Origin of the sequence: Rhizobium sp. G187 (assembly GCF_051549525.1) — a bacterium.
GTDB lineage: Bacteria > Pseudomonadota > Alphaproteobacteria > Rhizobiales > Rhizobiaceae > Allorhizobium.
This window is the reverse complement of the sequence record NZ_JBPUGM010000005.1, coordinates 162,321-182,949: the sequence shown is the minus strand read 5'-3', so window position 1 is coordinate 182,949 and position 20,629 is coordinate 162,321. Positions and strand designations below refer to the sequence as shown.

General features: G+C 60.4%; 20 protein-coding genes and 1 riboswitch. Of the genes, 3 read left to right on the top strand and 17 right to left on the bottom strand.

What is annotated here, in order from left to right:
• Window positions 1–33: 33 nt before the first annotated feature.
• The 14 genes from ACSV9I_RS15865 to ACSV9I_RS15800 all read right to left on the bottom strand — a co-directional run bounded on the left by ACSV9I_RS15865 (window position 34) and on the right by ACSV9I_RS15800 (window position 13,609).
• Entirely contained in the window at window positions 34–1,041 is a 1,008-nt protein-coding gene (locus tag ACSV9I_RS15865) for a hypothetical protein (protein WP_438329839.1), read from the bottom strand.
• A complete protein-coding gene (locus ACSV9I_RS15860; protein WP_438329838.1) occupies window positions 1,038–2,144 on the bottom strand; it encodes an N-acetyltransferase family protein in 1,107 nt (368 codons plus the stop codon). Before ACSV9I_RS15860 ends, ACSV9I_RS15865 begins: the two co-directional genes overlap by 4 nt.
• Complete coding sequence (locus ACSV9I_RS15855) at window positions 2,128–3,333, bottom strand: hypothetical protein (protein WP_438329837.1); 1,206 nt, start codon at window positions 3,331–3,333, stop codon at window positions 2,128–2,130. The genes ACSV9I_RS15860 and ACSV9I_RS15855 overlap by 17 nt, the downstream gene beginning before the upstream one ends.
• On the bottom strand, window positions 3,330–4,205 hold the full coding sequence (locus tag ACSV9I_RS15850) for a HesA/MoeB/ThiF family protein (protein ID WP_438329836.1): 876 nt from the start codon (window positions 4,203–4,205) through the stop codon (window positions 3,330–3,332). The genes ACSV9I_RS15855 and ACSV9I_RS15850 overlap by 4 nt, the downstream gene beginning before the upstream one ends.
• The gene (locus ACSV9I_RS15845) at window positions 4,202–5,149 is read right to left on the bottom strand and encodes a hypothetical protein (protein WP_438329835.1); all 948 of its coding nucleotides are present in this window, start codon (window positions 5,147–5,149) and stop codon (window positions 4,202–4,204) included. The genes ACSV9I_RS15850 and ACSV9I_RS15845 overlap by 4 nt, the downstream gene beginning before the upstream one ends.
• A 105-nt stretch (window positions 5,150–5,254) precedes the next feature.
• Window positions 5,255–6,448, bottom strand: coding sequence for an NAD(P)/FAD-dependent oxidoreductase (locus ACSV9I_RS15840; RefSeq protein WP_438329833.1), 1,194 nt, complete (start codon window positions 6,446–6,448; stop codon window positions 5,255–5,257).
• A gap of 54 nt (window positions 6,449–6,502) precedes the next feature.
• A complete protein-coding gene (iolG, locus tag ACSV9I_RS15835; RefSeq protein WP_438329832.1) occupies window positions 6,503–7,504 on the bottom strand; it encodes an inositol 2-dehydrogenase in 1,002 nt (333 codons plus the stop codon).
• A 22-nt stretch (window positions 7,505–7,526) separates the two neighbouring features.
• Window positions 7,527–8,351 (bottom strand): 3-methyl-2-oxobutanoate hydroxymethyltransferase, encoded by an 825-nt coding sequence (locus ACSV9I_RS15830; RefSeq protein WP_438329831.1) that lies wholly within the window; start codon window positions 8,349–8,351, stop codon window positions 7,527–7,529.
• Between the two features lie 21 nt (window positions 8,352–8,372).
• Window positions 8,373–9,152, bottom strand: coding sequence for a TIM barrel protein (locus ACSV9I_RS15825; protein WP_438329830.1), 780 nt, complete (start codon window positions 9,150–9,152; stop codon window positions 8,373–8,375).
• Between the two features lie 4 nt (window positions 9,153–9,156).
• Window positions 9,157–9,468 (bottom strand): MocE family 2Fe-2S type ferredoxin, encoded by a 312-nt coding sequence (locus ACSV9I_RS15820; protein WP_438329829.1) that lies wholly within the window; start codon window positions 9,466–9,468, stop codon window positions 9,157–9,159.
• Between the two features lie 98 nt (window positions 9,469–9,566).
• Window positions 9,567–10,385: an ATP-binding cassette domain-containing protein gene (locus tag ACSV9I_RS15815; protein WP_438329828.1), complete on the bottom strand. Its 819-nt coding sequence runs from the start codon at window positions 10,383–10,385 to the stop codon at window positions 9,567–9,569.
• Window positions 10,386–10,396: 11 nt separating this feature from the next.
• Window positions 10,397–11,392 (bottom strand): ABC transporter permease, encoded by a 996-nt coding sequence (locus tag ACSV9I_RS15810; protein WP_438329827.1) that lies wholly within the window; start codon window positions 11,390–11,392, stop codon window positions 10,397–10,399.
• A gap of 103 nt (window positions 11,393–11,495) precedes the next feature.
• Window positions 11,496–12,425, bottom strand: a complete 930-nt coding sequence (locus ACSV9I_RS15805; protein ID WP_438330015.1) for a substrate-binding domain-containing protein — start codon at window positions 12,423–12,425, stop codon at window positions 11,496–11,498.
• Between the two features lie 164 nt (window positions 12,426–12,589).
• On the bottom strand, window positions 12,590–13,609 hold the full coding sequence (locus ACSV9I_RS15800) for a sterol desaturase family protein (protein WP_438329826.1): 1,020 nt from the start codon (window positions 13,607–13,609) through the stop codon (window positions 12,590–12,592).
• A gap of 301 nt (window positions 13,610–13,910) precedes the next feature.
• Here ACSV9I_RS15800 and ACSV9I_RS15795 point away from each other — a divergent pair, with 301 nt between their 5' ends.
• From ACSV9I_RS15795 to ribB, 3 genes are all read left to right on the top strand, one after another.
• On the top strand, window positions 13,911–14,942 hold the full coding sequence (locus ACSV9I_RS15795; protein ID WP_438329825.1) for a LacI family DNA-binding transcriptional regulator: 1,032 nt from the start codon (window positions 13,911–13,913) through the stop codon (window positions 14,940–14,942).
• 338 nt (window positions 14,943–15,280) lie between these two features.
• Window positions 15,281–16,282 (top strand): GlxA family transcriptional regulator, encoded by a 1,002-nt coding sequence (locus ACSV9I_RS15790; protein ID WP_438329824.1) that lies wholly within the window; start codon window positions 15,281–15,283, stop codon window positions 16,280–16,282.
• A 104-nt stretch (window positions 16,283–16,386) separates the two neighbouring features.
• A riboswitch (FMN riboswitch) is annotated at window positions 16,387–16,531 on the top strand.
• 112 nt (window positions 16,532–16,643) lie between these two features.
• Complete coding sequence (gene ribB / locus ACSV9I_RS15785) at window positions 16,644–17,276, top strand: 3,4-dihydroxy-2-butanone-4-phosphate synthase (RefSeq protein ID WP_438329822.1); 633 nt, start codon at window positions 16,644–16,646, stop codon at window positions 17,274–17,276.
• 62 nt (window positions 17,277–17,338) lie between these two features.
• On the opposite strand, the gene ACSV9I_RS15780 is transcribed toward ribB, so the two are convergent.
• The 3 genes from ACSV9I_RS15780 to ACSV9I_RS15770 are packed head-to-tail and all read right to left on the bottom strand — an operon-like array spanning window position 17,339 to window position 20,591.
• Window positions 17,339–18,811 carry an FGGY family carbohydrate kinase gene (locus ACSV9I_RS15780; RefSeq protein ID WP_438329821.1) on the bottom strand — a complete coding sequence of 491 codons (1,473 nt, stop codon included), beginning with the start codon at window positions 18,809–18,811 and terminating at the stop codon, window positions 17,339–17,341.
• Entirely contained in the window at window positions 18,808–19,770 is a 963-nt protein-coding gene (locus ACSV9I_RS15775) for a transketolase family protein (RefSeq protein ID WP_438329820.1), read from the bottom strand. Before ACSV9I_RS15775 ends, ACSV9I_RS15780 begins: the two co-directional genes overlap by 4 nt.
• Window positions 19,770–20,591: a transketolase gene (locus ACSV9I_RS15770; RefSeq protein WP_438329819.1), complete on the bottom strand. Its 822-nt coding sequence runs from the start codon at window positions 20,589–20,591 to the stop codon at window positions 19,770–19,772. Before ACSV9I_RS15770 ends, ACSV9I_RS15775 begins: the two co-directional genes overlap by 1 nt.
• Between the last annotated feature and the right edge of the window lie 38 nt (window positions 20,592–20,629).

The window sequence follows — 20,629 nt, the reverse complement described above, 5'->3', positions numbered from 1 at the left end:
CGCTTGATGAGGGGTCGGCGAAGGCCGGCCCCTTCAGTCCATGAGCACGAGCTCTGGCGCTGGCAGGCGATATTTCGCCATGCCGGCAGGTGTGGGACCGACGCGCAGCACATTGATCAGGCGATGACCGGATGGCACGGCAAACCGTTGGCCCATCGCCTCTGCGGCCTCAGGCATGTCAGCCAGTGATGCCATCGGCCAGCCCGCAAGACGAAGCCGGGAAAAGCCCAGCCAGAACCGGTAGAAGGCCCGGCCCGTCGTGACCGGGCTTTCGTCAAATGGGCGGTGAAACAAAAGACATGCCGTCGCACTGAGGGTCTTTGCCGCTTCGGAGACCATCGCTTTGCCAAGCCTCAAACGATCCGCAATGTCGAACAGCGGAGACGCCAGCACCTTGCCGGCGAGTGCGCCTTCCAGCCGGTCCATATGCAGGGCCTCAAGGTTGGGCCCATCCGTCGCGTAGTTCGGGTGTCCCGGCGAAAGCCGCATCCAGCTGACGAGTTCGTCGCGGAAGGCGCGGTCCCTCATGATGCCAAGGCTCGTCTCGTCATTGAGGGTTGCGACAAAGGACAGCGCCTCCGGGCCGGAAGCGGAGATCACGTCATCCTGCTGCGCTACCCACCCATCGAGCGCCATCCGGATCTCGGCGGTAGTGGGGGAAAATGCCCCGCGCCAGGTGAAGCGCTTTTCCGCATAGGCGGAGAGGTCTGAGGCCTTCGCCTCACCGCCAAGCGTGAGGCGTGCCGCCAGTCGGTAGCCGGCACGGACTTCGAGATCCTGAGCCCAGCAGTCCTCGACGCTCGCGCCGAGACCACGATTAGCCAGTGCCATTACCATGCCTTCAAGCGCCGTACCGCAGGACAGACCCATGTCGCGTCCGGTTGGATCTCCAACGGCGAGATGGCGAGAGAGGTCTGCCAGTACGAGAAGCCGACCAGTCTCGTCCATGGCAAAGCGAGCCGGCTGGGTATTGTGGACGGACGGCGCGCGATTGGCCTCGGCGGCAAGTGTCTGGAACGTGGAGAGATCGAGCTGGGTCATAGGGTCTTGCCAAAGAGATGAAGTCTATGAAGTGGTCGAGCACCGGCCTTCTCAGCCTGACGAAGGCTTGCGGCATTGGAGTCGGCAATCCAGGTGCCGCCGACAGTCTGATATCCAGCGGATTTCATCTGGCCAAGCACATGGGCGAGCATCAGGGGATTAAGCCCTCGACCCTGAAAAGCAGGTTTGACACCCTGAAAGATGACGACCGCCCGGCGTCGTTTCAGCCGATGTTTGATCAGATGCCACGGCGCGGAAAGTCCGATGCGCGATCCCATGGCCTTCAGCATCGGGTTCACATCAGGGATGGCAATAACCGCGCCTGCCGGAGCCCCGTCCTTTTCGGCGACGGCGGAGATGCGGGGATCCATGATCCATTTCATCTCCTTGGCCTGAAACTCATATTCTGCCCGGCTGACCGGCACGAACATCGGGTTGTCGATGAAGCTCTCGTTGAGGATCAGCCGCGAGTCTTCCAGGCGACGATCGAGTGTGGAGCGCTGGATCGGCGAAAAGGCAAAGCCGTCAGCGAGCAGCGCCTGCATCGCGGAACTCTTCAGAATGCCGTCGAGAGGGGCTGTGCGCAGATCGATCTCGAAAGTGGTCATAGGAAAGGATGGGCTGTAGCCGCGGCTTTCCAGAAGCTTCGGCAAATGGGGTGGTCCCCAGATCTGGTCCGTGTAGGGAGCATGCTCGAAACCGCCGGTCGTGATGCCGATCTGCTGCATGGCCGTCAGATTGAAATTGCCGATGATCTCGGAAAAACCGCGGCTTCGGCCCCAGTCTTCCACGCGCTCAAGCAGGCTTGCGGCTACTCGTTCATCATCGACACAATCAAAGTAACCGAAATAGCAGCGGCTGAGGCCGAACCGCTGGTTCGAGGCGCGATGGACATGGGCGGTAATACGACCGCGGACCGCCCCGTTTTCATGCGCGGTGAAGATGGCGAAATCGTCGGCAGTCTCGAAGAGCGGGTTGGTCTTGGCCGAGAGGAAGCGCCGAAGATCGCTCAACATCGGAGAGATATAGGGCGAAGCTTTGCCATATGCGGCAAAGGGCGCAGCGAAAAAGGCGTTGATGTCACCCTCACGGATGTCGATCATGGGTCCGCTCCGAGATTAACAAGGCCATGCGCTGGACGACTTTCAATTCCGTTTCTGCGCCGGGCGTGGCGGAGACTGAGGGCATGTTGAGTGCAACCAGCCTGAACGGTTTCTTGGAGACGAGCATGACATGTGTCGCCTCGTATTTTTCGAAGAGCCAGGCCAACTGCTCGATTTCCGCTTCGGATAGTGCCGAAGTTTCCGAGGCGCGCAGCAGCGGCCGGCCGGAGAGAAGCGTCTTGAGGCTGGCCAGATCGAGGTCGGCGAGATCCGTCTCTTCCAGCAGCAGGGCGCCCTCCACCATGGGATGGATCTGCAATTCCTTGAGAAAGCCCATGGTGTCGTCGATGCGGTCTTCGGCAAGGTGGCGAATGAGGCTCTGGCGCCGCTGTTCCATGCGCAGGCTGAGACTGTCCTTCCAGATTACAGCGACCAGGGCGGCAGAAGTGACAATGCTTGCCGTGCGCATCAGCGCGGCCGTGTCGAATGCCGTCTCCAGCACAATGGCGAGTGCCGCAATGAGCGAAACTGACGTCAGAATGACAAACGAGACCACGGTGTCGCGGTGGCTGACCGTGCGTTGGCCAAGGCTGATCAGCAGCCAGCAGAGAAAGAGGATCGCCACGCCGCCAAGCCGCACGGGAAAGTCCACATGGGTGGAGCGAAAGTCGGTAATCAAGAGCGGCAGAATAAGGAGCAAAGACAGGGCTATCCGGTCGACAGCCTGGTTTTCGGCTCGCGACAGGCTCTTGCGATCCCGCGTAACGGCCATGTGGCCTGCAAGGGCGAGAGTCAGCAACTGGTAGAGGAAGAGCCCGATCAACAGCCATGGACCGAAGAGCGCGTCGGGGAGGAAGGCAAGCACGGCGAAACTCGCTGCCCCGCCACCGGCGATCCACTTGGTCAGGGGTGGTGCATGGCGGCGCATCAGGGCTTCGGCAACGAGAACGGCTGCCAATGGAACCAGGCCGGCGGCAATGATCGTTGCCGCTTCAAAGACGAAAAAGCCCGTCCACCAGGCCAGGACGCGGCTGACCATCAAGACGGCAAGAACCCGAAGGCCGAACAGGAAGCGGCGTGTCTGTGGGCTGCCGGCGTCGAAGGAGCGTATCGCGCGGATCAGCACGATCAGGCCGAGAAAGGCCGCAAGCGAAATGAAGGTATCGGCGATTGTCGGCGGGAGGTTCATGATGCCGCAAGCCGCGTCAGGAAGCGCCGGACCAGAGGGCGCAGCATGGCCGCAATCAATGCATTGCGGGGACGCTCGACCCGGCCGGCATGCGGATTGAAGAACCAGCCACGGAAATCCGCCCCGTGGGGCTTTCCGAGCACCGCGTTAATTGCTTCATAGGCCATCAGCATGCCGGTCGAGATGACCATGGGGGCAAAGGACATGCGGCTGCGTTTGCCGGCGACCACTTCGCCCGCAAGGGCGAGATCGACATGATGGCGCGAAGACGAATGGACCATCACGTGCTCGGCCTCTGAGAGGAAAGCCTGGGCGCGCTGGTCCGGGCTGAGGGCATTCCAGGCAGTGCCGATCGTCGGATATCCGAGCCGCTCTTCGGGCATGGGGTCGGTCGGGCGGGTGACATAGACCGAGGGTAGGGGCGAGGCATAGGCGTCGATCACCGTTTTGCCGTGGCTGCGGGCGGTACGATAGAGAAGCAGGCTGGCGCCCAGATCATCCGTGCCGTTGATTACCACGTCAGCCTCGGAGACGAGGGCATCCACATGCGCCGTCCATTCGGGTCCAAAGATTGTCACCTTGAGTTCGGGATTGATCGTCAGGCAGACGTCACGCGTCGCCTCCGCTTTCGGCTGGTCGATCGTGTGAGCGAAACAGAAAACCTGACGATTGAGGTTCGACACCTCAAACTGGTCGATATCCGCCAGGATCAATTGGCCAATGCCAGCGCGCACCAGCGCCTGTATGGCCGCACCGCCCATGCCGCCGGTGCCGCAGACGAAAATGGTGGCATCGTGAAGCCGCTCTTGCTCGGCCTCGCTGATGAAGCCGATATTGCGGTTGGTGAAGGTACGGTAAGAGAAATCACTCATCGTTTGGAAGGCCTCAAGATGCCCCATTGGCGATCGCTGTCCATCCAGTGGATGACAGGCAGAACAAGGCGTTGCACGGTGACGATCAGGGCGGCGACGGAAAGGCGGCCGAGTGCATTGCGCGGCACGCTTTCGAGCAGATAGCGCTGGGCGGCCTCGAGATCGATCTGGCCGATCTGCAGAAGATCGTCGCCGCGCTCATAGTCGAGTTCCGCTGCGCAGAAGTCGTTATATTCTGGCTTGCGGTGTTTCGGCGCGGCGTCGAACGTCTTCTTTAGATTGTCGGAACCGCCCGTATAGGCATTCGTGATGACGAAGCGGTCCGGGTCGAAGCCGGCATCCGGACCGACGCCGAAGACATGCCGGTGCGAGCCCATGATCTCGGTTGCGATCAATTGCTTGCGAAGCGCCCGCCGCGCCCCTTGGGTCGGCGAGGGAAAGACATCGGAAAATGTCTCTGCCACCATGCCTGCGACGGCCGGGACCTGCGTGACATTGGAAATCCACAAGGGCCGCAGCTGATTGCGCAGGAAGAGCAGAAAGCAGGTGAGGCCGTATAGCACCCAGGACAGGCCCTGGCTGCGCACGGCGGGATCGATCATCACGAGACCGAGATGCAGCACGTCGGTCGGCTTTCCATAGAGGGAAAGGGAAATGACCGGAAGCGCGTTGAAGGCGACCGGCATGCCATCGGAGACGCGGTAGACGAGGGTTATGATGGTGCGGTTCAGCGCGTCTTCATGCTCGGAGAAAACGCCATAGTCCAGATCGCCGCCTGGAACGGCACGGGACGCCACGGATTTCAGATCCTGCCTTAGCGCCGCAAGCCCCGCGGCCTTCATCCAGAGGCCGGGGAACTCGACGATCCGCGCACGAAACTCTGACGAGGTGTTGAGCGCCAGGTCGAGGCGCTTCTTGAAGACGATGGAAAGCGGGTTGAGCACGGTTCGGATCCAGGGTGCCGCCGGGAGAGCAAGCTCGGTTTGTCGGAGGCGCTATAGTTGCGGCCGAACCCTTTCATTTGCTTTAAGCGGTGGATCCGTGCTGCCTCATACCTGTGCGCTCGATTTCAGTGCGGATTTCAGCGCATAGCCTTGATCTGCGAGATTTTCCGGCGCGATGACGGCGTTTCTCTCGATCAGTTTTTCAGCCAGGCGGATGTCTTTGGCAACGAGGTTGCCTTTGGCAAGGCCGTGCGCTGCCTGAAGTATACCGTCTTGATCCAGTTCGAACAGCAAGACCCCGCCATCAGTAAGGTCGCGCCGGATCGTTGTGCGCTCCGGCTTGTGGAGGCCGACACCCTGGAGCCCGAGGTTATATTGGTCGGACCAGAACCAGGGCAGTGCTGTGAAGGCTTCGGTGCTTCCCAACATGGCCGCCGCGGCAAAGCTGCCTTGATCAACGGCATTGCGCCACGTCTCGAACCGCATGGTGCCATAGCGTGGATGGTTGATGGCGGCACAGTCGCCGGCCGCATAGATACCGTCCTCCGATGTCTTCAGCTGCTGGTCGGTGAGAATGCCGTTCTGGCAGGAAATACCGGCGCCCGATGCCAGTTCGACATTCGGCTCGACGCCAATTGCCACGATGGTGAGGTCGGACGGCAGGACGGTGCCATCGCCGAGCGTCACGGTCTTGGGTCCAATTGCCTGAACCGATTGGTTGAATAGAAACCGCACCCCAGCCTCCCCATGCCGTTCGACAATCATCCCGGCGAGCAAGGCGGGAACAGCACGTCCCAAGGCGCGTGGGCCAGCCTCAACGACGGTAACTGTCAGGCCCCGAGAGATGAGTTCGGCGGCCATCTCAAGGCCGATGAGGCCGGCTCCGATGATCACCGCGTTTCCGCCAAGCTCGGCCTTGGCGTAAATGGCCTTGGCATCCGAAGCGGTGCGGAGCGTCAATGCCTGTGTCATGTCCGGCATCGCCTGCTTGCGGGCGCGGGCGCCGGTTGCCAGAAGCAGCCTGTCATAGAAGATGTCGGCCCCGTCGTCGCATCGGATCGAGCGCGCCGCAGGATTGATGTCGACGACAAGGGTGCCGATCCGCGCATCGATACCGGAGACATCGACGTCGATCGGTCGATGATATCCGTGATCATTGGTCGGTTTCGAGAGGGCAGGTCGCTCGTAAGGGGCGAGCGTTTCTCCGTTCAGCAGGAGGATGTGCTGCTCTCCGGCACCGCGCAAGGCGATGGCCGCGCGCAGGCCCGCTTCGCCTGCGCCAATGATGACATGCTTCATGATCGTGACCTCGGAGGAGGGGCGAGCGGGTTTGCCGCCCGCCAGTGCGTTGTGTCAGGCGAGGACGCTTTCGAGTGTAACCGGATGGCCATTCGCCAGCAACTGCGCAGCCGCTTCGGCCATGGCGAGCGCTGCCACGCCATCCTGGAGTGTGACAGGCAAGGCTGCGCCATCAGTGACGGCGGCGACGAAGGCCGCCCATTCGGCCGCATAGGCGGGCATGTAGCGCTCAAGAAAGAAGTAGGTCGGTTTCGCACCTGTTACACCTGAAGTCGTCGACTTCACGACAGTGTTCTCAAGCATGTTCTGTGCCTGAAGCAGCCCCTCCGAACCCAGAAGTTCAAGCCGCTGGTCGTAGCCATAGACGGCACGCCGGCTGTTCTTGATCACGGCAATCCGACCATCCGGATAAGAGAGAGTAACGACAGCCGTGTCCACATCGCCGGCTGCACCGATTTCAGGATCGACGATCGAACTGCCGACGGCCGATACGGAATGGGGAGTGGCGCCCATGATGAAATTGGCCATGTCGAAGTCGTGGATCATCATGTCGCGGAAGAGGCCGCCGGACACCTTGATATAGGCAACCGGTGGCGGGGCCGGATCGAAGGACGTGATCGACAGAAGTTCGGTCTTGCCGATCTCACCCCTGTCGGCTGCAGCCTTCACGGCGGCGAAATTCGGATCGAACCTGCGATTGAAGCCGATCATGACGGGGCGGCCGGTCTGGGCCGCCGCCTTCTCACAGGCGCGAGCCCGTGCGAGGCTGAGATCCACCGGCTTTTCGCAGAGAACGGCTTTGCCGGCGGCGGTTGCCCGTTCGATCAGATCCGAATGCGTGTCGGTCGATGTGGCGATCAGGACGGCGTCAATGGCGGGATCGCTAAGCACGGCATCCGTGGAGCGTGCTTCGGCGCCATATTGCGCAGCGAGTTTTTCAGCGGCAGCCTGATTGATATCGGAAATGGCAACCAGGCGGCTGCCGGGATTGGTGGAGATGGCTGTGGCGTGGACGCCGGCAATCCGGCCGGCACCGAGGAGGCCTACATTCAGCATTTTGATATCCTTGGTTTGAGAGTTATTGGTTGAAGCCAGCCTTGAAAGCTTCGAATTCGGCGTCGGAGATGGAGACGTTGTGCTGCGCTTCCGGATAGGCGCCGGAATTGACGTCGGCCACAAACTCCTTGAACGCGGCAATCCGCTCCTGCTGGAGGCGTTCGAACTCGGCAGAAAAGTTCCGATAGGTCTTCGCATGGCGTGGCTTGTGGCCATCGGTATGGCCGAGCACATCTTCTGCGAACAGATATTGCGCATCTGCACCGGGGCCGGCACCCATGCCGAGCATGATCATCGAGGTGTTCTGCGAAATCAGTGCGCCGATCCGGTCAGGCACCACTTCGAGTTCCGCGCCGAAGCAGCCGAGAGATTCGAGATGCTTCACATGCTTCCAGACATTCAGTGCCTCGGTCGCCGTCTTGCCGACCGCGCGAAAGCCGGTCCAGGTGATGTAGGAGGGAATGAGACCGACATGGGCGACGATCGGCACGTGGTTGTCGCAAAGCACCTTCTGGATGTCATAGGCTGCAGCACAGTAGAAGCAGTCGCCGCCCATGGCGGTAAAGTGGTATGCAGCACGCAGATAGTCCTCGGCGGTGGCGAGGTGTCGCCCCTCGAAAGTTCCCCAGCCGCCATAGGGGAGGCCAACCTGCACGAAGCATCGGCCAGCGGCCTCGCGCATCTCGGGGCTGAAGAAGCGCCCTTCGATGGAAAGCATGTGGATGCCCGCAGCGTCGGCCGCTGCCGCCTGTTCCAGGGTCGTGACGTAAAGCATGGAAATCTTTTCGCCACGCGCCTTCATGCCACGAATATCGGATACGGTCGGACGGCTGTTCCGGTGAACCATGGTCGGCTCCTCAGTGCTGGGTCAAACAGTGAAGGCGTTGCGGAAGGCTTCGAGTGCCTCGTCCGCATCGCCTGACGCAAATGCCTCCATGCCAACCGGCCCTTGATAGCCCATCGCTTTCAGTGCCTTGGCGATGCCGTGCCAGTTCAATTCGCCTGTGCCGGGCTCACAGCGTCCGGGTACGTCTGCAACCTGGATCTCGCCGATGAAGGGCAGGCACTTCCGGCAAAGTTCGATCAGATTTCCTTCGCCGATCTGTGCGTGATAAAGGTCGAGGTTGAGCCGCAGCCTTGGGTGATTGATGCCCGAGACAAGCGCCAAAGTGTCTTCGGCCCGACCAAAGGGCACGCCCGGATGATCAACAGGCAGATTGAGGTTCTCCAGCGTGAAGACGACACCCTCTTCCTCCGCCATCTCCACGATCCGGTGTAGCGTATCGCGTGCCTTAAGCCACATGGCGCCCGTGACAACCTCGATGGGCTGAACCGGCAGGCCGCCGTCGCCAAGGCCTGTGCCATGCAGGTTGAGACGCTGTACGCCGAGCCGCTTGCCGATTTGCGCCGTCTCACGGGCAGTCCGCAGGAGTTCGTTTGCTCCTTCGTCGTCCGTCAGGCGACCTGTGAGGTAGCCATTCATGATGGTAAAGGTCGCGCCGGTCTTTTCGAGCTTTGCAAGATCATGATCCGGCCAGTTCCACAGGCCAACGCCGAAGCCCTGCTCCTTGAGGCGGCTGGCACGCCATTCGATGGGTCTGTCGCGCCAGATCATTTCGGCGCAGGCTGCGAGTGAAAACTGGGTCATGAGGTCAAATCTCGATGAATACGTCGTTGTCCTGGACCTTCACCGGCCAGGTTTTCAGGTTGATGCAGGCCGGCGCACGTTTGGCCTCGCCGGTGCGATAGTCGAAGGTGGCATTGTGCTTGGGGCATTCGACGGTGTGGTCCATGACCAGTCCGTCACCCAGATGCACGTGTTCATGCGTGCAGATTCCATCGGTGCAGTAGAATGCGTCCTCCGGGCTGCGGACGACAATGAAGGTGCGTCCTTGATGATCGAACCGGATCAGATCCTCCTGCTCGATCTCGTCTGTTGCGCAAACGCGGGTCCAGGTCCCCATTTTCGTTCCCTTGTCTCTGTTCGTATGGTCGGGTTGACTGAGGCGTTCTTGGCTGAGGTTGCAGCGCCACACGGTCGGGCACCCGATATGCGGTTGATTTACGCTGCGGCCTGTGGCGTCGCGCTCTCGGCTTCATTCCGGCTGCCGTCGATGGCCGCTTCCAGATCGGCCATGGTTTCTCCCCCGGCCATCAGATCGGTGATCTCCTCACGGGTCTTTTCGCCGCGTTTGAAATCGGCCGCGATCGCGCCCCGGATGAGCACCGCAAAATGGTCCCCGACGGCCATGGCATGGGTGACCTGATGGGTAATGAAAACGACTGCAAGACCCCGGCGTTTGGCCTCGTGGACGATCCGAAGCACATGTGTCGCCTGCTTTACGCCGAGCGCTGCGGTCGGTTCGTCGAGGATCAGCACGCGGGCGCCGAAGTGGACGGCACGCGCAATCGCAAGCGACTGCCGCTCCCCGCCTGAAAGCCCGCCGACAAGCCGGTCTCCGTCATCGATCCGCGTGATGCCGAAATCGCGGACCGCCTTTACGGCGATTTCGTTCGCCTTCTTGCGATCGAAGATCTTGAATGGGCCCCATCCTTTGGTCGGCTCAACGCCCACAAAGAACGAACGCCCGATCGACATCAGTGGGAACGTGCCGCCGAACTGGTGTACGGTCGCGATCCCACGCTCGCTGGCTTCACGCGGATTGCGAAACGCGACAGGCAGACCGTCCATTTCCATGGTGCCGGAGTTCGGCGTGTAGACGCCCGATAGGGTCTTGATCAGCGTCGACTTTCCGGCGCCATTGTCTCCGAGAAGACAGAGAACTTCTCCGGCGCGGATTTCCAGCGAGATATCGTTGAGCACGTCAATCGGACCGAAGGACTTGCAGATGTTGGTCAGCTTCATGATGGCTGCGGTCATGGCACGGGACCTCACTTCTTCTTGCTACTGTAGGAGAGCGCCATCTGGCGGAAGGTATTGTTCATCAAAACGGCCGCGAGCAGCATGATGCCGATGATCAGGCTCGAAAGGTTCCGGTCGAAGGTTGTGAAGTAGATGCCCTGGTTGACGACGGCGAAGGTGATCGTGCCGAGGAAAATGCCGATGATCGAGCCAAAGCCACCTGTCAGGAGTACACCACCAACGACCACGGAAATGATCGAGTTGAAGATGAAGGCGCTGCCGGCCGAAACCTGGGCTGAGTTGAACAGCATGGCCTGGCACATGCCGACAAAGGCGGCACTCACGGATGAGACGATGAAAAGCGCAATGGTGAGCTTGTCAGTTGGGATGCCGGCATTGCGGGCGCTGATCCGGTCGCCGCCCATCGCGAAGATCCAATTGCCCCAAGGGGAGAAGTGGACGACAAAGATGTAGGCGGCGGTCAGTGCCAGCCACCACAGGATCATCACCTGGAACGTGTTGTTGATGAACGAGCCGAAGATCAGCTTGGCCACGCCATCAGTTGCAAGCGCCACGCTGGTTGAGCCGGTGAACATCACCGAAAGGCCAAGAGTAAGACCTGCAACTGCAAACAGCGTACCCAGTGTCACAATCAGCGAAGGTACGGCGGTTCTGACGACCAGCAGACCGTTGATCAGGCCCACCACGACGCCGAGACCCAGCGCGCCGCCGATTCCGACCCAGATCGGCAGGTCGAAATGGCCTGAGATGATCGCGACCGTCATCGAGCCTGCCGGGATCATGGAGCCGATGGACACGTCCAGTTCGCCCGCGATCATCAGCAGGCCGATCGGGATGGCAATAACACCCAGATTGGCCGCAACGTTAAGCCAGCTTGATGCGCCGGCCGGTGCGAGAAATTGGGACGATCCGAAGATCGTGAAGAAGACGAGAACGAAGACGAGGCCTAGAAATGCACCAGCTTCGGGTCGGCGCAAAAGGCCGGAAAAATGAATGTGTCGCACGGTTTTCCCTTTCAACGGCAGGTGCTTTGGCAAGCCCAAGGGGCCCTGCCATGCGCGTAATGTGCCAGCCGCTCCAAGCGAAACGGCTGGCACCGGGGCTCAATTAACGAGCGCCCTTCTGTACGCCTGCGAGTGTGGCGTCGATGTTCGACGCATCGACAATGCCTGGTCCTGTCAGGACCGGGCGGGTCGGAAGGTCGGTGCCGAAATCGATGTGGGCCGCGAGCAAGGTGACCGAGAGCAAGGATTGCAGATACGGTTGCTGGTCGATGGCGAAAGCTTGTTCCTTGTTTTTAATACGCGCGAGCGTGGATTCGCTGAAATCGAAAGATCCCAGGTGAACCTTGCCAATCCGGTCGGCTTGCTGAATGCCGATTGCTGCACTATCGGCGTCACCAGCGCTGATAGTTGCCAGACCGTCGATCGTCGGGTCTTGAAGCAGCGTCGCCTTGATGGCTTCTGCCACTGCGTTCGGATCGCCGAAGCTTGAGGAAGGAAGCGGGAGTGAGGTGGATTTGCCGCCCGACTTTGCGATGCCATCGGCAATGCCCTTGCAGCGGGACTCGATGTTTGCGGTTCCCGGCAGGGTGTTCACACAGACGACATTCTTCTGACCGTGCTGTCCGAAATATTCGCCGCCGGCAACGCCGGCAATGTATTCGTCGGAACCGACATAGTTGATGGCACCGAGTTCTTTCGCCTTTTCGGCGCTACCGGCATTCATCAGGATGACCTTGATCCCAGCTTCAACGGCCTGCTTGATGACGGGGTCTTCGGATTCTGGAACCCAGTTCGGGATGACCAGGCCATCGACCTTCATCGAGATTGCGGTCTGGATGAGCTGGACCACGTCAGGCGCGAAGTTGTCGTAGGTCTGTAGTCGCAAATAGTTCACGGAGCCGCCATTGGCCGCTACCACCAACTGGGCATCGTCGACGCCCTTCTTGATCTTGTTCCAGAAGGCGTCGTCGTTCTTGCCGCCGACAACTGCGATGTTGGCGGCGGAAGCCGCCGTAACGCCGATGGCGAGCATGGCAGCCGCGGTTGCGAGCTTGGCGATGGATTTCAGCATGGTCATTGGGTGTCCTCCTCCTCGTCCGCCCCCTCGGCGGACTTTAAAAAAACGATTGGTGATTGCCCTCCGGGCCGGTCTGCTGGTGCGCCGTGTCCTCCTCGACGAGGCGCACCAAATGTCTGTCAGCTTGTTTGCGAGTTCTTGGCGTTCATGCGTGCCTTCTTCTTCTCGAAGCGCGCCTCCATCCTGGCATCGCCCTCTCTGGTGCCGTCGTGCCAGGTGCCGAACAGCTTATCGAGTGGGATCAGGCCATCTCCGCCATAGTTCACCTCGAAATACTTATGGTGCAGGTAGTGCGCATAGGCATGACTATTGAGCGGCGTATTCTCGGTAATCTCCAGCTTGTCGAAGCCGATATGTCCGTTCACGGCGCCGAAGCCTGCCGAGTGTAGCTGAAAGAGAGCGACAATCGGGTTCGACGGGATGATCAGGTGCCAGAACGCGACGGCGTGATACAAAAATCCTTCGATCGGATGCATCGACAGAGAGGACCACGGAGACGGGTTGACCGAATTGTGATGGACCGAATGGACCCACTTGTAGATCGGCTCCTGATGCATCAGCCAGTGAATGCAGAAGAAATGGACCTCATGGATGGCAGGGCAGAGCAGCACCAGAACGCAAAGATAGACGGGATGATCGGCCCAGTTCAGCCACGGAACCCAGCCATTGGCAAAGACCCAGAGAAAGAGCACTTCGACGACCGTCCAGAGTGGGATCGATATGAAGAAGGATCTGAGAAAATTGTCGATGTTCTGGCTCTTGAACCAGAAGACATCCGACGGCTGTTCACTAGGAAACTTGGCATTGTACTTGAACCGAGTGCCCTGCTTGCGCTTCACGTAGTAAATGAGCTCAATCGCGCCGTAGAACACAAAGATGGCGGATGCATTGACGGCATAAAGCCACAAGGCCCATCCCCAGCTCAAGGTTGCCAAGACCTCGCGATCAGGGATGACTAAGTACCAATAGGCGAGCGTGGTTGCCATGTGGAAGGCGTTCCACGGAAACAGGTATTCCGGGATCCACTTGAGCACTGACAGGAATTTCGGCGGCCAGGCCCAGAAGGGCGCAGTCTCGATCGGTGCATTTGGCGCCCAGTCGCCGCGCTTGTTTCGTTTGCCGTATTGCAGATCGTCCACTTGATCTCTCCTTGGACGGAAGGACCGTCCCGCACGTTCATTCGTTGAAGAGAGGGATGACAGCGGGGATCAAATAGAGACGCGATGACGCCTCGCCGTAACCGGCGTGGCACCGCGCTTTGCTCGCCTGATCCTCCCGAACTGCCGGCCAATCCGTGGCTTTGCGGCAGTCCCTCTTCCTTGACAGACAACATGCCGAATTGAGCGACATCAAATCAAGCCTTGACTCAATGCTCCTCAAATGTTGTCTCTTTTATATCAGCAATCACTCTCTAATGATATTTTTTGTCTCAGGTGACCGATGATGATGCGACCAACGATCCGCGATCTGGCCGAGAAGGCGGGGGTGTCCGTCGCGACGGTAAACCGGGTGCTTGCCGGGCAGGATGGCGTTCGGCCGGCCATGCGGGAGAAGGTGGAGCGCGCTGCCGGTGAGATCGGCTTTTACGGCTTGGGTGCGATCCAGAATCGCAATCTGGCAAGCAGGCCAAAATACCGGTTCGGCGTACTGCTGCTGCAGCCGCATCGTCCCTTTTACCAGATGACCGCGGCCGCGCTGCGCGATGCCGCGAGAGCTGTGACCGATGCCGATGTCGAACTCCGTATCGAATTTCTGGAGGATCTTTCGCCGCAAAATACGGCCAGCCGTGCCCTGGAACTGTCTCGGGACTGCCAGGCCATTTGCGTCACAGCGGCAGTTCATCCGGTCGTGACCGAGGCGCTGGATCGGATCACGGATGACGGCGTGCCCGTTTTTGCCTTTATCACCCAGCTTTCGGCGACCGGTCAATTTCCTTATGTCGGCCTCGACAACTGGAAAGTTGGAAGGCAGGCGGCCTGGGCGATCGCGAATGTTTGCAAGGCGCCAGGCAAGATTGGCATTCTGCTCGGAAATCCGCGCTACCGAAATCAGGAGATGAACGAAACCGGCTTCCGGAGCTATTTCAGGGAGTATGCCACCGAATTCACCTTGCTAGAGCCATTGTCCACGTTTGAATCCTCCGCCGTATCGCAAGAAATGACGGAAAAGCTGCTGCGCGAGCACTCCGACCTTGCCGGCCTCTATGTCGCGGGCGGCGGTATCAGCGGCGCATTATCGGCACTGCGCGCGCAGGGCAGAAGCGGCACTCTGGTCGTTGTCGGCTACGAACTCATGGACGTCACGCGCGCAGCCCTGCTGGATGGCACTATGACGGTCGCGATTGCTCATCCCCTTCGTCAGATGGCGGATTGCGCGATCGGTGGGATGATAGAGGCTGCATCGAACCCTCAGGATGTCGGTAGCCTGACGAAGATCACGCCCTTCGAGATCTATACGCGGGAAAATATCTGAGTTGGATATCCTCGGATGACCTAAGGCGTTTTCACCCAATCATAACTCCTTGGATCTTAAAGGTCCCGCGCCTTGCATGGGCATCCGGGTTTTGCTGTTCGGCGGTTCAATGCTTCGGCATGGGTCCGTTGTTGGGACTGCTGTGTGGCTGGCGCCTGTTTGCGACAATCCGCCAAGCCAGCCTCTTCAGGAGCGAGTGGTATGGTGAGGCACTGTGGGTCTCGAATCCGCACCATGGCTTCCAGATAAAATGAAGGAAGAAGGCTTCCTGTCCGTAACCGTGCTGTTCTATGATCGATATGGCTTCGTAATAGACGAGTGGTCAGGAGAACAAACGCATGAAATCCACGATGATGGCCACGGTCAGCGGGCGGTTGAACATCGGATTCGTGCTTGCCCGGTCGTTCACGCTCTCCGCCTTTTCCCTGTTCGTTGATACGCTCAGGCTTGCAAGCGATGACACGGATAAGTCGGGACGGCGCTTTGCTGATTGGCATGTGCTGAGCAGCAAGGGCAATCTCATTGGTTCAAGCTGCGGTATCCAGGTCGCGCCGACGTCGGGCCTCGTCGATCCGACCCAGTTTGACTACATCGTCGTCGTGGGCGGGCTGCTCAATTGCGAAAACCCCGTTGATGAGGAAACGCTTGCCTATCTCCGCCGCGCGGCGGCCAAGAAGGTTCGGTTGATCGGGGTCTGTACGGGCACTTTCATCCTCGCTGAGGCAGGTCTGATGGCTAAGCACGAGACCTGTGTGAGCTGGCTGCATTATGATGCGTTTCGCGAACGCTTTCCTGATCTCGCTGTCCGAGCAGACAGGATCTTCCAGCTTGACCGGTCACGCGGCTCCTGCGCTGGCGGAAGCAGTGCCGCAGACATGGCGGCGCATATTGTCCGTCGGCATATCGGCCCGTCTGCGGAGCGCAATGCGCTTGAAGTCCTGCAGATCGACAAGGCGCGCACCCATCTGGATATCCAGCCGCGCCGGCCGCTGTCGACGGATTATGACGACACGCGCCTGCGGGCGGTCATTCTGATGATGGAGCAGAATATCGAAGAGATGCTGCCGATTTCGAAAATGGCGTCCGCTGTCGGTCTGTCGCGGCGTCAGTTGGAACGGCTTTTCGTCGAGAAGGCCAAGAGCACGCCATCGGCTGTGTATCGGCGGATACGCCTCGAGCGGGCACGCCATTTGCTCGCGCGGACCAAGGCGCCCCTGATCGAAATCGCGGTTGCCGTGGGCTTCGTCAACGCGTCGCATTTTTCCCGCGTGTTCCGGAGTGTGTATGGGCAATCCGCAGCCGAATGGAGAAGCACCATCGGCACCAGCGCAGCGGCCTGAAGTCAGGCCTTTGATTGTCCAGGGCCTGGCTGCACCTGTCGGCCGCTCATGCTGCGCAAGTCGCTATCTGGCTTGCATCTCCACCAAAACAGATAGTATCATTCTCCTGTTCTCAGGGCGGGGTGTAATTCCCCACCGGCGGTATCCGGCTTTGCCGGGAGCCCGCGAGCGCTTTCATTTCGGTGAAAGGCAGCAGATCCGGTGCGATGCCGGAGCCGACGGTTAAAGTCCGGATGGAAGAGGACATAGTCTGCGACGCCCTCCGCAAGGAGATGGCGTGGGCTTTGTTCGCCCAAGGGATGAATGGCGACCGCAGGGTCGTGGTTTGCCGCGAAAGCGGAGCACCCTTGAAAGGCATGAAATGACTGTTTCGAAAATTGAAGAGGCGATCTCTGCGCTTGCGCGCGGTGGAATGATCGTTGTCGTGGACGACGAGGACAGGGAAAACGAGGGCGATGTGATCATCGCATCCGAGGCAATCACCCCCGAGGCCATCGCCTTCATGATGAACCATGCGCGCGGACTGATCTGCGTTGCGATGGAGGGGGATCGGCTGGATGCGCTCGATATTCCCTTGATGGTGCCGCGCAACACCGAATTTTTGAAGACCGCGTTTACCGTCTCAGTCGACTATATCCATGGCACGACGACTGGAATATCTGCTGCAGACAGGGCCGCGACCGTGCGTGCGCTGCTGGATGAAAAGACGGTCGGAGAGGATTTTGCCCGGCCTGGTCATATCTTTCCTCTGCGCGCCCATCCGGAGGGTGTCCGTGGCCGTTCGGGCCATACCGAAGCTGCCGTCGATCTCGCGCGGCTTGCGGGTCTGAAGGCATCGGGTGTCATCTGCGAAGTGGCCAATGACGACGGCACCATGGCCCGTCTGCCGCAACTGGAGGTCTTTTGTGAAAAGCACAAGCTGCCGCTGATCACGATCGCGGATCTGACGCTCTATATTCAAGCGAAACGGGAAGAGAAGGCGGCTGCCGCCTGATTTCGAGGGCGACGGGGAGATGCCGGTTGCTGACCGCATCTCCCCCTATCCATCATATGCTACTAATCTGCGACTGAGGCTTTCACTCGTGCGATGGCCTGCTGCCACCGGTGAAGCACATCCCGGCGCTTCTGATCCTCCATCGAGCCCGGCGCAAAGTTCTGCGCATGGCTGGTTTCGTCAAGCATCACGCCGAGGGTGCGAAGCGCCATGGAGGCGGCACCGAGGGCACCCACTTCCGCCTGATCGCCACGCATGACGGGGCGATCGAGGATATCGGCCTGAAGCTGCATCAGGAAATCATTCATCGAGGCGCCGCCGTCAGCCAGAAGACCGGCCAGAGGCTGGCCCGTATCCTGCTCCATTGCCCGGAAAACATCGGCAATCTGCAGCACGACTGCTTCCATCGTGGCGCGGGCCACATGCGCCGGCGTCGAGGCCAGCGTCATGCCGGCAATCGTACCCGTCGCCTCGTCGTTCCAGTGCGGTGCGCCGAGGCCTGCCAGAGCGGGAACGAAGGTGACATTGCCGCTGTCCGGAACGGTCTCGGCAAGATCGGACAAGGCTTGCGGCCCCGATAGTCCGAGCATGGTCGCGGCAAAGGCGATGGCCTGGGCCGATACCGTGATGTTGCCCTCCAGGGCATAGGCAGTGCCGCTATCGTCCGACCATGCAATCGTGCTGGAAAGCCCGTGGCCGGACAGGACGCGCTCACCGGAGAGCGTCATTAGCGACGATCCCGTGCCATAGGTCGCCTTGACGAGGCCGGGAGCGCGGACGCCATGCCCGTACAGCGCGGCATGGCTGTCACCCATCATTGCCAGGATCGGAACGCCGCCGGGAAGGGCGGTTGTGCCTTCCTGCGTCTGACCGAAAACACTGTTAGACGGCAGGGGCTGCGGAAGTGCCGCGACCGGGACACAGAACAGCCGGCAGAGATCCTCGCTCCAGGCCAGCTTGGCCGTGTCGAACAATTGCGTGCGCGACGCGTTGGAGTGATCCGTCGCAAAGACGGCTCCACCGGTCAGCCTGAACAGCAGCCAGCTGTCGACGGTGCCCGCCCGCAAGCGCCCCTGTTCCGCAAGCTTGCCTGCCGCTTCGACATATTCCATAACCCATCCCAGCTTGGAGGCTGGAAAGAGGGCGTTGATCGAAAGCCCGGTCGTGCTCTCCACGCGCGCGTTTTGTCCAGCTTCGATCAGTGCCTGGCAGGCGGATGCCGTGCGGCGGCATTGCCACAGAATGGCGGGTGTTATGGCCTTGCCAGTTTGGGCATCCCAGACAACCAGTGTTTCGCGCTGGTTGCTGATGGCGATGCCGGAAATCTCGACCGGGCTCTGAGCTGCGACATCCGCGATGACAGCCTGGACGCTGGTCCAGATATCGTCTGCCGCCTGCTCGGCCCAGCCGGGCTTCGGATAGGTCGACCGGAGCGGTATGGAGGCCTTGGCAACGACGTGGCCCTGCCCGTCAACAAGCACGGCCTTGGTATTGGTCGTGCCCTGGTCAATGGCGATGACGAGCGGCTGCTTCATGGTCTTTTGCGTGCAATGGCGCGGCGCGCAGCGGACGCGATGCCGGTTTCGCTAATGCCGTAGTGTTCGAACAGCCAGTCAACCGAGCCGGTCACAACGAAGCCCGGGAAACCGACCCGCTCGACCGGAACGGGCAGGTGACCCGCGGTGAATTCGGCGACAGCACCGCCAAGGCCGCCACGAATATTGGCTTCCTCGACCGTCACGATGGCGCCCGTCTCGCTTGCTGCGGCGGACAGCGCCGCCTCGTCCAGCGGGTTGAGCGTCGCCATGTTGAGGACGCGAGCGGAGACACCTTCGGCTTGCAGGGCATTGGCGGCACGGGCGGCCAGATGCACGGTGGTGCCGCTGGCGATCAGGGTCACGTCCTGGCCCTCCCGCACGACTTCCGCCTTGCCCGGCCGGAAGACGCGGTTCGCGATGTCCAGATCGGGAACCGGCATGCGGCTCAGGCGGAGATAGACCGGACCGTCATGGGCCGCGGCCCATTTGACGGCCTCGGCCGTCTCCCAGGCATCGGCCGGCGCAATCACGGTGATTGCGTCGAGCGGTCGCAGCCAGGCAAAGTCCTCGATCGAGTGATGCGTCGGACCAAGTTCACCATAGGCGACGCCCGAGGACTGGCCGACGAGCTTTACGTTGAAGCGAGCATAGGCAATGTCGGCCTTGACCTGTTCCAGCGCGCGGCCGGTGAGGAAACAGGACGCTGCCGAAACGAACGGAATCTTGCCGCCATTGGCAAGGCCGGCACCGACGCCGACCATGGTCTGTTCTGCAATACCGACATTGACCAGCCGGTCGGGGAACTTCTTCTGGAAGCCACCAAGTTTCGACGAGCCGACGGAATCGTTGACCACGGCCACGATATCAGGATTGTCGGCGGCAAGCTCTTCCAGCGTGCGCGCCCATGCGTCGCGGCAATCATGGAAGCCATCTTGTTTTGCGGCGGGAGCAGCCATCAGACCAGTTCCTCCATAGCAATTGCAAACTGTTCGGCATTCGGCACGCCATGGTGCCAGGATGCCTTGTTTTCCATGAAGGACACACCCTTGCCCTTGACAGTGTTGGCGATGACGCAAAGCGGCTTCGACTTGCCCGTGCGCGGTTCCGACAGGATATCGAGCAGCCCGCCGACATCATGGCCGTCGACCATAACGGCTTCCCAGCCGAAGGCGCGGAACTTGTCGTCCAGCGGATCGAGACCGTTGGTCTCTTCGGTTCCCATGCCCTGCTGCAAGCGGTTGCGGTCAACGATCAGCGTCAGGTTTTCGAGCTTGCGATGCCCGGCCGTCATCGCAGCTTCCCAGTTCGATCCTTCCTGCAACTCGCCGTCGCCGGTCAGAACGAAGGTGCGGTGATCGCTGCCGGAAATCTGGCCGGCGATGGCGATCCCCAGCGCGACCGGCATGCCGTGCCCGAGCGGTCCGGTATTCGTCTCGACACCCGGAAGATAGTTGCGGTTCGGATGGCCGTTCAGCTTCGAGTTCGGCTGCATGTAGGTCGAAAGCCAATCCTCGGGATAGTAGCCTGCGGCACAGAGCGCCGTATAAAGCGCTCCCGTTGCATGCCCCTTCGACATGATGAACCGGTCCCGCCCTTCGAGGTCGGGCTTTGCCGGATCGAAACGCATCACGCCGAAATAGAGGGTCGCGATGATGTCGATGGCGGAGAAATCGCCGCCCGGATGCCCGAGCTGGGCCTCATGGACCATCCTGAAGGCCCGTCGGCGCATCCACAGCGCCTTGTCCCGTATGGTTTGAACCGTATCGTTCTTCAGCATTCAATAAGCCTTTCAGTCAGGGCCGAACCCTTCCGCAA

Excerpts from the sequence above, each read along its gene's own strand:
- ACSV9I_RS15820 (WP_438329829.1), bottom strand. The coding sequence starts at position 9,468 with ATGGGGACCTGGACCCGCGTTTGCGCAACAGACGAGATCGAGCAGGAG.
- ACSV9I_RS15790 (WP_438329824.1), top strand. The coding sequence starts at position 15,281 with ATGAAATCCACGATGATGGCCACGGTCAGCGGGCGGTTGAACATCGGA.
- ACSV9I_RS15780 (WP_438329821.1), bottom strand. The coding sequence starts at position 18,811 with ATGAAGCAGCCGCTCGTCATCGCCATTGACCAGGGCACGACCAATACC.
- ACSV9I_RS15805 (WP_438330015.1), bottom strand. The coding sequence starts at position 12,425 with ATGCTCGCCATCGGCGTTACGGCGGCTTCCGCCGCCAACATCGCAGTT.
- ACSV9I_RS15825 (WP_438329830.1), bottom strand. The coding sequence starts at position 9,152 with ATGACCCAGTTTTCACTCGCAGCCTGCGCCGAAATGATCTGGCGCGAC.
- iolG (WP_438329832.1), bottom strand. The coding sequence starts at position 7,504 with ATGCTGAATGTAGGCCTCCTCGGTGCCGGCCGGATTGCCGGCGTCCAC.
- ACSV9I_RS15795 (WP_438329825.1), top strand. The coding sequence starts at position 13,911 with ATGATGATGCGACCAACGATCCGCGATCTGGCCGAGAAGGCGGGGGTG.
- ACSV9I_RS15815 (WP_438329828.1), bottom strand. The coding sequence starts at position 10,385 with ATGACCGCAGCCATCATGAAGCTGACCAACATCTGCAAGTCCTTCGGT.
- ACSV9I_RS15770 (WP_438329819.1), bottom strand. The coding sequence starts at position 20,591 with ATGCTGAAGAACGATACGGTTCAAACCATACGGGACAAGGCGCTGTGG.
- ACSV9I_RS15840 (WP_438329833.1), bottom strand. The coding sequence starts at position 6,448 with ATGAAGCATGTCATCATTGGCGCAGGCGAAGCGGGCCTGCGCGCGGCC.
- ACSV9I_RS15855 (WP_438329837.1), bottom strand. The coding sequence starts at position 3,333 with ATGAACCTCCCGCCGACAATCGCCGATACCTTCATTTCGCTTGCGGCC.
- ACSV9I_RS15865 (WP_438329839.1), bottom strand. The coding sequence starts at position 1,041 with ATGACCCAGCTCGATCTCTCCACGTTCCAGACACTTGCCGCCGAGGCC.
- ACSV9I_RS15830 (WP_438329831.1), bottom strand. The coding sequence starts at position 8,351 with ATGGTTCACCGGAACAGCCGTCCGACCGTATCCGATATTCGTGGCATG.
- ACSV9I_RS15860 (WP_438329838.1), bottom strand. The coding sequence starts at position 2,144 with ATGATCGACATCCGTGAGGGTGACATCAACGCCTTTTTCGCTGCGCCC.
- ACSV9I_RS15850 (WP_438329836.1), bottom strand. The coding sequence starts at position 4,205 with ATGAGTGATTTCTCTTACCGTACCTTCACCAACCGCAATATCGGCTTC.
- ACSV9I_RS15775 (WP_438329820.1), bottom strand. The coding sequence starts at position 19,770 with ATGGCTGCTCCCGCCGCAAAACAAGATGGCTTCCATGATTGCCGCGAC.
- ribB (WP_438329822.1), top strand. The coding sequence starts at position 16,644 with ATGACTGTTTCGAAAATTGAAGAGGCGATCTCTGCGCTTGCGCGCGGT.